Annotated in this window: 10 protein-coding genes; 3 read left to right on the forward strand and 7 right to left on the reverse strand. The window is 45.1% G+C overall.

The features are described from left to right. Positions 1-460: 460 nt before the first annotated feature. Genes ACYTPF_RS03845 through ACYTPF_RS03855 form a run of 3 tightly spaced genes read right to left on the reverse strand, consistent with a single transcriptional unit; the run spans position 461 to position 6,029 of the window. Positions 461-1,678 (reverse strand): phosphoenolpyruvate carboxylase, encoded by a 1,218-nt coding sequence (locus ACYTPF_RS03845; protein ID WP_461851266.1) that lies wholly within the window; start codon positions 1,676-1,678, stop codon positions 461-463. Beyond that, the gene (locus ACYTPF_RS03850) at positions 1,675-2,310 is read right to left on the reverse strand and encodes a hypothetical protein (protein ID WP_461851267.1); all 636 of its coding nucleotides are present in this window, start codon (positions 2,308-2,310) and stop codon (positions 1,675-1,677) included. The genes ACYTPF_RS03845 and ACYTPF_RS03850 overlap by 4 nt, the downstream gene beginning before the upstream one ends. Further along, positions 2,307-6,029 (reverse strand): ATP-binding protein, encoded by a 3,723-nt coding sequence (locus ACYTPF_RS03855; RefSeq protein WP_461851268.1) that lies wholly within the window; start codon positions 6,027-6,029, stop codon positions 2,307-2,309. The genes ACYTPF_RS03850 and ACYTPF_RS03855 overlap by 4 nt, the downstream gene beginning before the upstream one ends. A gap of 351 nt (positions 6,030-6,380) precedes the next feature. On the opposite strand from ACYTPF_RS03855, the gene ACYTPF_RS03860 reads away from it, so the two are divergent. Then, positions 6,381-7,400: a heparin lyase I family protein gene (locus tag ACYTPF_RS03860; protein ID WP_461851269.1), complete on the forward strand. Its 1,020-nt coding sequence runs from the start codon at positions 6,381-6,383 to the stop codon at positions 7,398-7,400. 198 nt (positions 7,401-7,598) lie between these two features. Here the strand turns inward: ACYTPF_RS03860 and ACYTPF_RS03865 are convergent, their stop codons facing one another. Together ACYTPF_RS03865 and ffh are read right to left on the reverse strand one after the other, a co-directional pair. Next, entirely contained in the window at positions 7,599-9,656 is a 2,058-nt protein-coding gene (locus ACYTPF_RS03865) for a YncE family protein (RefSeq protein WP_461851270.1), read from the reverse strand. Between the two features lie 187 nt (positions 9,657-9,843). Further along, positions 9,844-11,283 (reverse strand): signal recognition particle protein, encoded by a 1,440-nt coding sequence (gene ffh, locus ACYTPF_RS03870; protein ID WP_461851271.1) that lies wholly within the window; start codon positions 11,281-11,283, stop codon positions 9,844-9,846. A 309-nt stretch (positions 11,284-11,592) separates the two neighbouring features. On the opposite strand from ffh, the gene ACYTPF_RS03875 reads away from it, so the two are divergent. Together ACYTPF_RS03875 and ACYTPF_RS03880 are read left to right on the forward strand one after the other, a co-directional pair. Further along, positions 11,593-12,384 (forward strand): cytochrome C assembly family protein, encoded by a 792-nt coding sequence (locus ACYTPF_RS03875; protein WP_461851272.1) that lies wholly within the window; start codon positions 11,593-11,595, stop codon positions 12,382-12,384. A gap of 164 nt (positions 12,385-12,548) precedes the next feature. Next, on the forward strand, positions 12,549-13,844 hold the full coding sequence (locus ACYTPF_RS03880; protein WP_118489833.1) for an HlyC/CorC family transporter: 1,296 nt from the start codon (positions 12,549-12,551) through the stop codon (positions 13,842-13,844). A gap of 33 nt (positions 13,845-13,877) precedes the next feature. Here the strand turns inward: ACYTPF_RS03880 and ACYTPF_RS03885 are convergent, their stop codons facing one another. Both ACYTPF_RS03885 and sixA read right to left on the reverse strand, forming a co-directional pair. Next, entirely contained in the window at positions 13,878-14,072 is a 195-nt protein-coding gene (locus ACYTPF_RS03885; protein WP_118489834.1) for a hypothetical protein, read from the reverse strand. Positions 14,073-14,193: 121 nt separating this feature from the next. Beyond that, the gene (sixA, locus tag ACYTPF_RS03890; protein WP_232091126.1) at positions 14,194-14,709 is read right to left on the reverse strand and encodes a phosphohistidine phosphatase SixA; all 516 of its coding nucleotides are present in this window, start codon (positions 14,707-14,709) and stop codon (positions 14,194-14,196) included. Positions 14,710-14,819: the final 110 nt, after the last annotated feature.

The following is a 14,819-nucleotide window of genomic DNA, read 5'->3' on the forward strand; positions in this document are numbered from 1 at the left end:
ACTCTCTTCCTCTTCGTACTGTACGCACCAGTACCACAACATGCTCTGCATCCTAGCAGTAGCGAAAATTTTCTGTGCCTACATCGAGCTATTAAACATCGAAAGCATTGAAGCGCTTATTGACTGCTTTTAAGACCTGTCCACCTTTACTTTGGTTCCAAAGGCTACAGGACTAACAATATAGACCGCTCGATTGACGGTAACATTACGCAGCGATGAAGCTTTTAGTTCACAATGTTAAACAAGTGTAAACGCCTATTGCATTATAGGTGTTTTTTGACAGGTTCCAAGTGTCACACATCGCAAAAATTGGCGTGAAAAAGAAAAGAACGAAGTTAATCAACATTGTTAACTTACGTTTAAATTTGAACCGTTGACGTTGTATGAAAGCCTGGCACACCCTTAATAAACGTGGGCCAGACTTACTTTTACAGGCGATGGGTAAAATTAAGAAATGACGTTAACGCAAGCCCAACGTGATGTCGTTGATGTAGAAATTACCGGTATAGACTTTATCGTTATTACCGTGGGATTCTAATGCAAAAAACTGCTTATCTTCATCGTTTAGGGCTTGATACCCCCCGATCACCTGATAAATCCACACTTCGGGGTCAAAGTCTAAAGCCTGTTCTTCAAAGTAATCCAGCGCCGTTTTAGGCTGACCGGAATCGATGACTTCACAGAAATACGCTTCTACCGCTTGCTGCAATGGATCTTTTTCAAGTGACAAGGTCGATTGCTCAGTCACATCAATGTCGACTGGTTTCGTGTCTTCGTGCTTAGTCTGACGTTTGTGTACGTGGGTTAACGACGCCACTATATTTTGGTAATCGGCTTCATGCTCAACGTTGTTCACGTCTGGAGCAGCGTTAGCAATAATCGCGTCCGATTGGTTAAACAACACAGGTACGTTAGTCAGGTTAGCGTAGTTGCCTGGCGCAAAATCAGGCTGCTGCTCCATGTGTAGCAAGAAGCCTTTAAGCAAGCGTGTTCTACCTTGGAACTCTCTGAACCGACCCAACAAGTCTAATAAGCGTGCTTGTACTACTGACAACTCCTGTGCGGCCTTGGCAAAGCGCTGCTGTAGCGACACCACCAATAAATGGCGTAGTTCTCGGTTAGACCCAGCCAGTTCACTTAACTCATCGAAACGGAAACATTCAAGCTGAGCGAGCAAATCCGTTACCTGCCCCTGCGCTAACTCGTTTTCGCGAATTTTAGCTTCCACCGACGACACATAACCGAATTCATTGTTAATACGGCCGAACATCACACGCACACTGTTACTTAGTGATTCAGAAAGCTGATAGACGTGCTCTGTTAAATCACCCATGTGGGCTGCCGCTTCATTGTACTTGTTGTAGTGAAGCGCTTCTTTATAATGCTCGGTTAACGTTTTAAGACTAGCCAGCGACGCACCAATATTCGCATTAATTGTACGGTTACGTTCGTCTTGCAAGCTTCCTTCTAGAAGCGTTCTTACCGCGCTCTTTAAGCGCAATTCACTTTGCGCTTCGGGACGCCATAAGACTCCCAATTGAACGAGTTGCTCCAATACCTTTGAGCTGTGGTCGCGCTCTTTCACTGAACCATTAACATACGCCTGCATAATAAGGTCGCTGTGACGACCCAGTGCATTTAATAGTTTGGTCCCCGCCTGAATTAAAACCTGGCTCATATCAAGCTACCTTGCGAAATAGCGGCCTCCGCCTGCTCAGATAAACTCAGCGCTTCGGTTTCGTCGATAAAACGCAGCATTTCGTAAAGGTGCTCTATTTTACCTGTGCCCAAATAGATTTGTTTATCCGGGTTAGGTTTAATCAGGTAACCCATTTCTGTTAAGCGTTTAAAAACCTGCTTTAGCTGTCCATCTAAATTCACGCTGGTAGAGCCAAACATACGATAGCGCGAAATTTTCTCAAGTTGCTCTGCATAAGCCGGCGTGTCTTCAATGGTTGTTTGCAGCTCGTTTAAACGAATAGCGCTGCCCATGGTTATTGGCATGTCAGACTCATTGGCTTGTTGAACCAGCAATAACCACTCGACCAAAGGGACTAGGTTAGACGCCGTATCTTGGAACTGCTGGGTTAGCACTTTGCGCTCGTTTTCACCTATGGTGAGAAAGCTAGCAAAGAAAACATCACCTTCAGCGGTCGTTGAGAGTGCTCGGTTCAGCAACGCTAAGTGAGGTTCTAGCTTTGCAGCGTTGTCTCTCGATTTAAGAAAACGCCATGCCTCTTCATCGGTCACCTGACAAATAAACGCGCCTTGTAAAAGTGCACTCAGTACACGGCCTTGTTCTGTCATCATGCTGATGTCTCCTCACCTGCTACTTCACTGTTCTTTTCTGCTTCTTTTTTCTGTTTAATGCGCGCCCCTATAGAGCTTGCTTTTGGCTGAACCACCTGCAGTTGGCGGGTTACCTTATCTATCAAGTAGCGGTTTTCAAACAACGTCAATACTTCTGACTCTGGGTTAGGGAATGCGCCGACTACACTAATGTTATTGTTTTGACACGCTTCAAAGATTTTCTTCACGTTGTTTTGGTGAAGTGTACCTAGTTCATCGATAGGCCAATGCACTGTAGCGTCAGCATCGCCCCGCAGAAGACGGGTGAAAGCGAGTAAGAATTTACACAAAATTAGGTAGGCCATACCGTGGCTTGATGACTCGTTAAGCTGACGGTCGGTACGAATAACAAGGTCACTTTTACCCTCACGTAGGTGTAGCTCGATATCAAGTAGCTTGCTAATGCCGCCCGTAAGCGCTGCACGGCCAAGAATATCAAGAACCCGACGCATACTTTGACCGTATTCTTCTTCCGGTAACTCGTTAGCCCCCTCTTCCATCCAGTGCTCATAGAGCTTTCTAAATTGCTCAAGTTCAGGCCAAAATTCAAGTTCACTAATACGTGAGCGAATTTTAACAGCCGAGTCTGATACACCATCAAGAGAAAGGTCGCCGTCGACCTCTTGGGTAATACGGCGGCTTTGCGACACAATGCGTTTGTCGATATCGGCAAGAACAAAATAGTATTGCGAAAGATCGGCACCAAAGATACGGCCTTGCTCACGCAAGCCCTGTAGCTTCTGCGGAACAATCACGTTCAGAAGCTGTGCCAAATGCGACACCATACGGCGGTGATCAAAGCTCTTCACGCCGTGAGCGTTCAACGTTGCGCACTCTTCACGGGCGCGCTCCCAGGTGTCAGATAGACCTGTACCTGCTTGCGCTGCTATAAGCTGATCAAACCTTTCTACATAAGCTCGTACATCGCTCAATAAGTTTTCGCGTTCCTGAAGCTGACTTTGTACCTCTGAGATGCGTTGACCAATACTGACATCATCATGCTTAATCTCTGCTGTTTCGTCTCCAGCCTGAAGAGTCAGCTTAGCTAACGACTTACTTAACGTTTTAACTTGCTCTAAATGTTCACTGGCAGTTTTAAGGGTACTTTCAAGCTGCGCGTGCTGTTCTTGAAGCTGCTCACGATTAGCTTTATAACTTGCCTGTTTACTTGCCAAGTCACGCTCCGACTCACCCAAGAGCTTACGTGACTTCGACAGCCCTTCCTGCCATATCACTTTTTGCTTAGTAAATACGTTAGTGTACCAACGTTCGTAGTCAGCTACTTTGTGACGATGAGTTTCAGTGCGTGTAATATCTTCTTTGAGCTTATTAATTTGCTTTTTAAGCTGACCTATCTCATCAACATCCACACCGCGATTGCTCAATTCGCTCTCTAGCCAATCTTGCATATCTTTGCGGTCTTGAGCAGCACTGTCCTTTGCTTTTCGCATATCGCTATCAAGCTGAGAAATACGCGCTTCGCTATCAGCAATAAGCTGCTGCCAGTGAAATTTGTGCTCGGTTTCTGCTTCTCGCTGCTGATCTTTGATTTCGTCTCGGCTAAGCTCGAACTGAGCTTTTGCTTGCTTTTGAGACTGCTGATTCGCTTCAAGCTTTGTCTTAGCTTTTTGCTTGCGTGCAGAAAGCGCTTGTTGGTATTCACTAAGCACCGTATCGCGGTCTTGCTGTGCCCGCTTACGACTGGCTTCCGCGCTTTTAACTGCGTTGTCTTTCTGAGTAACCACGAGTTCTGCATTGCGCACGTCCTCGTTAGCTTTTGCTAAACGCTGCTCACATTCGTTTTGCGCGGCAAGGGCGGCAGCCTGACGTATTTCAGCTTCTTGCAACTGCTGTTTAAGTGCTTGTTCAGTGAAGGCGTAGTCAGGGGTATCAAGTTCAGTGAGCGCTAACTTAACACCCATGAAGGTATCGCTGGCGCTGTCGGTATTCTTTGCCATAACAGGGGCTAAATCTGCGCGCTCGAGTAGCTCAGGGCGAATAACTTTACCTAAGGATAACTCCCAGTCGTCCACATTGGCACGCAAGAACTCAAGTAACGAACCTTCCCCTGGGTACAGCAGCGCGTTAATTTTATTAACCGCTTTTTCTTCTTGTTGAAAGGCGTTGCGTGCTTTGTCTAACGCATTTGAACATCCTTTGCGAAATTCTACTGATTTAGCGTGTGCCTGTTGAGCTTGTCGCAATTCGCCACGGGCTGAATCTTCATTAATAGACGCCTCTTTTATTGCTGCGTCTAGAATGTCTAGCTGAGACTGCTCAAACTCGTTATAGCCAGCGTTACTGAGCGAGGCTTTAAGCTCAGCCTCCGCTACTTTCAGATCATTTAAACTATTCTGGTAATTCTGCTGCAGCGTGCTTAGCTGGCCGTTGTAATCGCTTTGGATGCGACTTAACGCTTCACGTTCGCTCTGCTGTTGCTCAGCTTTATTCTCTGCAGCTTCTTGTCGAGCAGCTGACATTTCTTCTAAGGTAATTGAAAGCTTTTCGCCTAGCTCAGCTAAGCGCTTGTTGTAGGCCGACTCAATGTCCTGATGCTTTTCCGTCAGCAAAACGTAACGGCTGTCGGCCATGGCTTTTTCATTCTGCCATTGCGCTAGGTTTGCAACATCTTCTTTAAGCTGCTCAATATTTTCGTCTTGCCACTTATCGAATTCACGCTCTACCGTATCTAGTTCGCTAGTAAACTTCTCAACATCAGCACGGGCAGAGGAAATTACTTGGTTTAAGTGATCCCTCGTATCGCCCCATTCGCTATCAGTTTGCTTGCGCTGAAAACTGTTTTCATCGAGCTCGTTTTTTGTGGTTTCTACACGCGCGGCTAAATAGGTCTTATCAAGCTCAAAGCTATGCTTTAGGTTAGCAAGCACTTGCTCTGTGCTTGTTAGCGCCATGTCGGCTTGTTCGAGTTTAGAAAATTCAGGGCGAATTTTGTCGAACTGTTTAATTAAGTGACATTCTTTAATCCAGTCATCAACACGATGACGGCTAAGACCTGAAGTAGGTGGCGTAACGCCATCTTCTTCTAAAATAGCGGCAATCATGGCTTTGATGGTTTCCATTTTGCCTTCTTTAGAGTGCACCGCTTTTGCCAACTTTTCGATATGGCGCATATGCTTTGAAGGTTCGCACAAACTAAAGATTTTGGCGTAACCTAATAATTCGCGTGCATTGTTACTTTGGTTGAGCACCCCGTGATCGTTTTGAATGATTGCACGGAAGTCTTTGGTATTGAGTAAGCTTGTTACCAGTATATTATTGCGCTTCATGGCACGTGCAAGCTCGGCGCTACTTACACTGGCGTGCTTGCCGTTCTTTTGTTCTATTAAATAATCACTAATTTCAAACGGCTTGCCGATTAAACGGTAATTTACACCGGTCCCATTTGAGCTTAAAACAGCTTGGCATAGGTCACCTTCAGCGCGTGTATATTCATAGATAATAAAGCTAGATAGACGCGGTAAATACCAGCGTTCAAAGCTGTCACGGGTCGCGGGTACCACTCGACTAGGGTATTCGCCGTAAAACACGGGAATAAGTCGTTGAAGCGTAGTTTTACCAGACGCATTGGTACCACAAATATTGGTGTGTCCATCAAGCTTTAGCTCGACCACGCCTGGTAAATGCGTGTCGATAAGAATAATACGTTTTAAGCCTGCCATAGTGTTCCTGTATCAATAACTCTGCCGCGTGAATCCTCACACGGCACAAAATTTGTGCCTGCTTTGATATACAAAAAAGCGTTATATCGAATAGAAGCCGAGCACGTGCGCACGATGTAGCCCGTCAGTGTATTATGAATTCACGAATTTGCACAGATGCGCAATGATTTGTTGGTTACAAAGCACGCTATGGCGCCAGAATTATTAGATGTTTCTCTTTTTCGAAGTTTGGCCCGCTTCGAATTAAAAATAAAATTTCTATGATTTTCCTAAATAGAATAACGTTTACACTTGCTGGTTAACCAATTTTAGAACAACTTATTAACCAATAAGAAACATTTGGTAAAAATCGTGTCTACAAAAAATAAAAAAGAAAACGCTCTACAAGAAACTCTAAAAGTACTTTTCTACTTCTTTTTAATTGCGTTGGTGATAACAGCGGTATCGGCCTGTGGAAGTAGCTCTAAAAGTGATACAACTTCTCAATCTGTAGCTGTACCTGATTCTCAAGGTGGTGGAGAAACGCCCACTGAAGAACAAGCAGAGTTTACCCTAGAGTCTGAAGTCATGTTGAGCGCCACGGGCGCTGCAAGCGCAAGCGAAACCTACGCATCAATAGAAAGCGTGTTTGGAGGAGGCAGCGTAGAAGCCCCCGACTTATTCGCTGGCGATCATACTTCTACGCCGCATATCTTAGAGGAAACCGATAGCGTTATAGGCCCCCACTTTGTGTTTTTAGCCCACCGAGATGACGACTTCAACAAAGGTGTTCAATCTGACCGTCAGCGCAACGAAATAAAAACTTATGATAAAAGCGATGACGAAGTACTCGGGTTCGAAGGGGAAACCATGCAGTTTGAATGGTATTTCCATGTCGCCAGCGATATGTCGTTAACGAGTAAGTTTAGCCACTTTTTCCAGCTTAAAGCGCGAAACGACACTGAGGACAATAGTAATGGTAACGACGATCAGCCCGTCATTACCCTTTCTGCTGTCGAAAAAGACAGCTCCGGTAAGGAACTGCAAGTAAGACACAGTGTAGGGTTTAACTCTGACGGTTCTCGCACCAGTGATGTTTATTTAGTCCGAGCCAACTGGAGCGATATCGCCGATGAGTGGGTTAAGGTATTTGTGCAAGCAACCTTTGCAGAAGAAGGCAACTTCATTATGCAAATAACCCGTGTTCGTGACGACGCGACTATCGTAGATATCAACGAAATAGATATAGATATGTGGCGAGGTGTATCTGACGAGGATTTTATCCGCCCTAAGTGGGGTATCTACCGCTCTACCGCTGAAATAGATAAATTACGCCTGCAGGAAGAACGAGTGAAGTTTGCTGACTTCGTTATTAGAAAAGGTACGCTTTGATTTGCTATCAAAGCCACTCAATCGATGTTTTCACTTTGGGGGATACTGGGAGTAGTCGAAAAACGTTTTTGCAGGTTCTTTTATAAAGGCGGTAACCAATACTCAGATTTACTTACCGCACTCATTTAGCTTTGACAGTGTGTTTTTAAACTATCATGTTGGAAAGCGCTATTATGCGCCTTCCAACCACTGCTTTACCTATTCAACAGCTAGTACATTCACAGACTCTGGCGCGGGGTACATCATGCTAAAAGTCGGCGCAATGTCACCCGAGGCCGAATTTAAAATATTATCGAAGCGAAGGATCATGCCGTTTGATTTTTCCGCTACGTAAACATGACCGTTGCTAAGCATTAGATCTACTGGATTCCCCAACATTGAACTAGGACCTGCAATATTAACCGACACATCGGTTAAGCCATCTGCGTTGCCAGCACCAGCAATGACATAAAGTTTGCCGTCTGTTGCATCTGCAGCGCTACCAACGTCAGAAATAACAAGGCTATCGCTCTGGCTATCGTAGTCTATACCATGGATGTTCGTTGGCGCCGCAAATGCAGCGCCCTCGCTCGCTGGTACGATTAGCCTATCTTCACCTGTAATTACGGTCTCGCCACTTTGCAATCTGCGCATTACTTCTTCAAAAACTGCGACAGTACCGTTGGTTAATGCTAAATACGCACTGTCAGTTGAAGGGTCGTAATCCACATCCCAGGGGCGTGCACTATCAGCGGCTTCAAGGGTCAATAAAGGCGCAACATTACCCGATGCACATGGCGAGAATACTCTTACAGCAGGCGTGCTTTCATTGACATCAGCAACAAATACCACACCGGCTTCAGAAGCAATGTCTAGCCCTTTCGGCGCAACCAGCCCGGTTTCGCTACCCATAATCATGTGGTCGTAACTATCGCTGTACGTCATCCCATCGCGCATGGTTTTCAAGCGATTAATTACTAGTAAGCCTCCCGTCGAAGTATCCACATCATCAAAGGTGATAACACTATCCCCCATTGCCGTAAACGCGGCACTTTCAATACTCATACCTGCATCAAAAGAACTCAACTCGCTGGATAATACTGCGCTATATTGAGCCACCTGCCCTGTTGTTTCGCTTTCAGTTGAAGGGTTACTTGATACCGAAAGTCCCAAAATAGGCATAGTTGTTATGCCGTCGTCCGAAGCGTCTTTCATTTCGTCTAATTCTGTAAACTCGGCTAAAGACTCCGGCTTCACCGACGGCGTTGATAACGTAGGTGCAATATCGCCGCTCTCTCCGTTGAAGATATTTGAGAAAACTAGAATGGCGTCGTTTGATTTTTCCGCCACGCGTAGGTCAGACCCGGTGAGAATAATGTCTACTGGATTGCCAAGCTGGGTCGATGCTCCGCCTATTACTCTGGTTGGTACAACCGCCCCATCTGCTGAAGAGACATTTTCAATCACAAATATTTGACCGTCGTCGGCCACAGAAGCATCACCCACATCTGACAGCACCATACGGTTAGATTTAGGCTCGTACACAATGCCGTGTAAATTAATCGAAACTTGGTTTCCGTCGGTATCAGAAGGCACAACTGAACGCATCACAGTAGGGGCAAAATTTGAGCTTGCCACATTGTCGTACACCGCTAGTGTGCCATCGGTAAGTGCTACGAATAACCTATCGCTTTGCTCGTCGTAGGCCAAATCCCATGGTTTTGCAGATAACATTATCTCAGCAATAGGCGCAACGTCCCCTGCCACTTGACTACCAAACACACTTATTTTTTGCCCGTTAAAGTCTGCCACCATTACTAGGCCTGCACTTTCAGCAAATGCTATACCTTTAGGGTTGACTAATCCGGTAGCTGTACCCGTTATTTCGTGCCCTTTATTCGTCATGTAATCTGTTTGTGCATCAAAATTACACTGCGTTCTTAAAAGCGGTAAGTCACTGTCGCCCGCTTGTACCAGACTTCCGCTTTGCGTGAATACAATTCCCTCATTGGCTCCTGTAGTTACCGTAGATAAAACATTTGCGTTTTGGTCAATCGAAGTAACCGTATTGCGGTTGTCATCGCCATTATTTGCGACCAAGAATGTCGCAGACGCAAAGCCTGGGGTTCCATCTTGACCCGGTGCGCCATCTGTTCCATCAACACCATTTAGGCCGTCTGTCCCATCGTCACCATCGCAGGCACTTAGCGCGAGAACCATTGCCGTCGCCAACAGTGACAATTTTAATTTTTGCTGTGATGTTTTATTGAATTCCATCTTCATCTCCGTACTTGTTGATTCGCGAAGAGACGTTTCTTAAACGCATAATGCGATAAGTACTGCTCACGTCCTGTTCAACAAGCCAAACGACTGATGAGTGATAATGGATGCAAAAAAATAAAAAAACCTCAATGCATTGCTGCAATTGAGGTTTTTAAGCATTGTTAAGTAATGCGACAGTCTTTTAACGTGGTGGGAAGCCACCGCCTCCGCCGAAGCCGCCCCCGCCAAATCCACCTGGGCCGCCCGGGCCGCCAGGGCCTCCAAAGCCGCCACCACCCGGTGGCATCATGCCTTTCATTTGGCGCATCATTTTCTTCATGCCACCACCAGACATCTTCTTCATCATTTTCTGCATTTGCGTAAACTGTTTAAGCAAACGGTTTACGTCTTGAATTTGCGTACCTGAGCCTGCTGCAATACGACGTTTTCGTGAACCTTTGATCATATCTGGGCGCGCACGTTCAGCTGGTGTCATTGAATTAATGATGGCTTCCATTTGATTGAACTGCTTGTCGTTCGCCTGATCTTTGATTTTATCAGACATACCGCCCATGCCAGGCAGTTTATCAAGCATTCCCATCATGCCGCCCATGTTCTTCATTTGCTCAAGCTGATCTTTAAAGTCTTGCAGGTCGAAGCCTTTTCCTTTCTGTACCTTTTTGGCCAGCTTTTCCGCTTTCGACTTATCAACCTTACGCTCAACCTCTTCGATAAGGCTAAGTACGTCGCCCATACCCAAGATACGAGATGCAATACGCTCAGGGTGGAAAGGCTCAAGTGCATCAACCTTTTCGCCCATACCGATAAACTTAATTGGCTTACCAGTAATGTGTCGAACCGACAGCGCAGCACCACCTCTAGCGTCACCATCCGCTTTGGTAAGGATTACACCAGTTAGCGGAAGCGCATCGTTAAAGGCTTTTGCCGTATTCGCTGCATCTTGCCCCGTCATGGCGTCAACCACAAACAGGGTCTCAATAGGTTTAACGGCAGCGTGAAGCTCTTTAATTTCGTCCATCATGTCGTTATCGACGTGCAAACGACCAGCGGTATCCACTAGTAGTACATCAAAGAAATTCTTCTTAGCTTCAACAATGGCATCGTTAACGATATCAATCGGCTTTTGTAAAATCGTAGACGGATGGAAAGCAACATTTACTTCACCAGCAAGGGTTTCAAGCTGCTTGATAGCGGCAGGACGGTATACGTCGGCACTCACTACCATTACTTTCTTTTTCTCGCGCTCTGTTAAGTATTTGGCAAGTTTACCTACAGAGGTGGTTTTACCCGCACCTTGTAGGCCAGCCATTAGCACAACAGCTGGAGGCTGAGTTGCTAGGTTCAGCTTTTCATTCGCCTCCCCCATTACAGACTCTAGTTCAGACTGAACGATTTTAATGAATACTTGGCCAGGTTTAAGACTCTTGGTCACTTCTGTGCCAACAGCACGCTCTTTTACCTGTGCAACAAACGACTTTACCACTGGAAGCGCTACGTCGGCTTCAAGAAGTGCCATTCGCACTTCGCGTAGCGTTTCTTTAATATTGTCTTCAGTAAGACGCCCTTTACCGCTGACATTTCGTAATGTCTGGCCTAAGCGTTCTGATAAATTCTCAAACATAGTATGAAACTTCTTTTTATTTCAGACGTAATGCCCGCATTGTAACGTAAAAGCGAAGCGTAACGTACCCACAATTGCGGTTAAATTTTTAAACTTTTGCGCAGGTATCTATTGTTTTTTTGTTGTCGTTCTCGCACTCGGATACGCTGCAAAGGTGAATAGACCACAGATATGCGAGCTCCCTATACCCACACTAAGAGTGGGTGTGAAACAAACAAAATCAAGGAGATGGTTGAATTTACTTGCAAGTTGCAGTATCAATACCGACTCAGTCGGTGAAGACATCACCTACCTATTACAGGATGCATCATGAACACCCTTTTCGCCATTTCTGCTGCTGTACTCTACGCGTTGGCTGCAGCAGTGCTTATTGGCAAATTCGTACATCAAGACGGCCCAAACAAACGTTTAGGTCTATCTATCGCTAGTGTAGGGGCAATCGCACATATCGCGTTTCTTACCAGCGCCATTATGGTTGCGCCAGGTCAGGATATGAGTGTAACCAACGTACTTTCTCTAGTGTCGTGGATAATCACCATCTCCATGCTCATTTTTGCCCGGGCTATTCCGAATCTAATTTTACTTCCTGTTGTATTCGGCTTTGCTAGCCTCACAGTGCTTGCATCACAGTTTATTCCCGTATCGTACATCATGCACATTGAACTGCAGCCCGGCTTGGTGATTCATATTAGCCTATCCTTGTTTGCATACTGTACCTTGGTCATTGCATTTTTGTATGCACTTCAAATGTCTTACATCACCTATAGACTTAAACAGAAAGGTGCAGCGCTACTCCATTCATCCCTGCCTCCTCTAATGTTGGTGGAAAACATCTTGTTTAAACTGTTGCTTGCAGGCACCTGCCTATTAACGGTATCGCTTATCAGCGGGTTTGTTTTTTTAGAAGACATGTTTAACAAAACCTATGCACATAAAACAGTGCTTTCCGCTGCTGCGCTTGTGATTTTTCTTATTCTTTTAATAGGCCAAAAACTTCGAGGTTGGCGAGGGCGACAGGTCATTGTGATGACAGTATTGGGGGTTACGCTGTTATCTCTTGCTTATTTTGGTAGCAAATTGGTGCGCGAGTTCCTTCTTTAAATAAACGTATTTAAAGCCGCCGAGTCTATCAACCACATTGCTAGGCGGCTCCCCACTTTGCGCTAAACTTTCTAAGTATTTAGGGTTATATCAACAATTTTCCCTTGAAACTCATCTCTCAAATCAATACATTTGAAGCCTTAGTTTGTACAGGAAACCCTTAATTGGACGACATATCAACGAGTACGCTGTTTATCGCGCTCGGCGTACTCATATTACTATCTGCGTATTTCTCTAGTTCAGAAACAGGCATGATGTCGATAAACCGCTATCGACTCAAGCACTTGCAAGGAGAAGGCAACCGCTCGGCTATGCGTGTTGCAAAGCTTCTTGAACGACCAGACCGCCTAATCGGCCTCATCCTTATCGGTAACAACCTTGTTAACATAGCGGCTTCTTCGCTTGCCACCATACTCTGTATTCGCCTATTTGGTGATTATTGGGGGCTGTTCGCAGCAACCTTTGGCCTAACGCTAGTTCTTCTGATTTTTGCGGAGGTTACACCTAAAACCTTGGCGGCACTTTATCCTGAAAAGATAGCCTTCCCTAGTTCTATTATTCTGCTTCCATTACTCACTTTGCTTTACCCTTTTGTCGCAGCTATCAACGGTATTACCAATGGTATTCTCGCGCTGCTCAAAATTAGCCCAGCAAATGGCAATGACGATTCATTGAGTAGAGAAGAATTAAGAACCGTAGTGTTTGAAGCTGGCGCTATGATCCCTAAACGTCACCAAGACATGTTGGTTAGCATTCTGGATTTAGAAAGCGTCACTGCCGAAGACATCATGGTTCCTCGCGCTGAGATTTTTGCCATAGATATCAATGACGACTGGAAGAAAATTCAGAAAGCCCTGACACATGCGCAGCACACCCGAGTGTTGTTATACCGTGATAGTGTCGATGATGCAGTAGGTTTTGTACATGTTCGTGATGCTCTGCGGCTTTTATCAAAAGATCAGTTCACAAAATCAAGCCTGCTTCGCGCGGTACGGGAAATTTACTACACGCCCGAATCTACGCCACTGCATACGCTAATGTATAAGTTTCAAGCAGAAAAAGAGCGCATCGCCCTAGTGGTAGACGAATATGGCGATATCATGGGCCTAGTGACCCTAGAAGATATTTTAGAAGAAATTATTGGTGACTTTACCACCAGTATGGTTCCCGATCACAGTAAAGAAGCCCATGTGCAGCAAGATGGTTCTGTACTGGTTGACGGTAGTGCTAACGTGCGTGAATTGAACCGAGAGATGGACTGGAAATTACCAACTGAAGGACCTAAAACCCTTAACGGCCTATTGCTTGAATACCTTGAAGATATTCCGGAAAACAAAGTTAGTGTACGTTTGGCGGGTTATCCACTTGAAATAGTAGATATTTCAGAAAGCATGATAAAAACCGTCAGGATTATGCCGGAATATTATGTCGCACCTAACGAATCAAATAATGACCACTAAGCAATGTAGTGGTTATACCTTTGACTTTATCTGCTAGCCTTTTGTTTCGTCAGCGAGACGCTGTGCACGATTTGCCAACGCTCTTGCTTTCGCAGCAGCGACCTTATCTGATAATTCAGATAATCTGGCAATAATATCCTGCGTCTCCTCATCTTCACGTAAATCAGCCTCCGCCATATGCGATTGCAATGAACGTTTAAGGAGCTCAGGAATAGATTTGCTGTCCATTTCCCAACCCTTCAATAGAATAAACTTTGACACTCTCAAAGAGACTATCGACCGGATAGAGATATACTTAACAATTATTTGTTCAATTTTTATTAATTCACGTAAGAATGAGTGAACTGTGTTAAAGACCTTGATAGTGCGTAACCAAGGTGCCCTTGTGCTCATTCAAAGAGTACTTAATTACCGCAATTGACGCTGTAGAAAACAAGCTGGTGGTGTAGGACTGACAAAGCTCATCAACCAAATAGCTAACTAAGGGCATATGACTAACTACAAGAAGCTTCTTGATAGGCTTTTTAGAATTGATGGCAGCGTGGAGAAGTCCGTCAATATAGTCACTCACTAATCGTGGTGAGCCTTCTGGAACGATGTCTTCATTACTTTCAACCTTGCCCGCTTCTACATCTAACGACACCATATCAAAAGTTTGTTTTGCTCTGCGATAGGGGCTTACAAGCGCTAAATCAACAACACCTTCGGTACAGTAATGGTCTTTTAACCATAGCGTAGCCGACTTGGCTTGTTCTCGGCCTACTGACGTGAGTTGTCTACTTTTGTCATCGAGTCGAGGTGCTTCTGCTTCACCGTGACGCATAATGAAAAGATAAATGTCGTCGTTGCTACTTTGACCTGACATAACATTGCGCATAGTATTAATGAAAGTATGCTAACGATATCAGAGAGCTGAATCTACGCCTAGCTCAAAACCGTGAATAATGTGAATTTTCGACTATTATTTAATGTTTT

Source organism: Alteromonas sp. HB246098, from assembly GCF_054890645.1.

Bases quoted from the DNA above. Each gene is read 5' to 3' on its own strand.
- ACYTPF_RS03865 (WP_461851270.1), bottom strand. From the start codon at position 9,656: ATGGAATTCAATAAAACATCACAGCAAAAATTAAAATTGTCACTGTTG.
- ACYTPF_RS03885 (WP_118489834.1), bottom strand. From the start codon at position 14,072: ATGGACAGCAAATCTATTCCTGAGCTCCTTAAACGTTCATTGCAATCG.
- ACYTPF_RS03875 (WP_461851272.1), top strand. From the start codon at position 11,593: ATGAACACCCTTTTCGCCATTTCTGCTGCTGTACTCTACGCGTTGGCT.
- ffh (WP_461851271.1), bottom strand. From the start codon at position 11,283: ATGTTTGAGAATTTATCAGAACGCTTAGGCCAGACATTACGAAATGTC.
- ACYTPF_RS03845 (WP_461851266.1), bottom strand. From the start codon at position 1,678: ATGAGCCAGGTTTTAATTCAGGCGGGGACCAAACTATTAAATGCACTG.
- ACYTPF_RS03850 (WP_461851267.1), bottom strand. From the start codon at position 2,310: ATGATGACAGAACAAGGCCGTGTACTGAGTGCACTTTTACAAGGCGCG.
- sixA (WP_232091126.1), bottom strand. From the start codon at position 14,709: ATGTCAGGTCAAAGTAGCAACGACGACATTTATCTTTTCATTATGCGT.
- ACYTPF_RS03855 (WP_461851268.1), bottom strand. From the start codon at position 6,029: ATGGCAGGCTTAAAACGTATTATTCTTATCGACACGCATTTACCAGGC.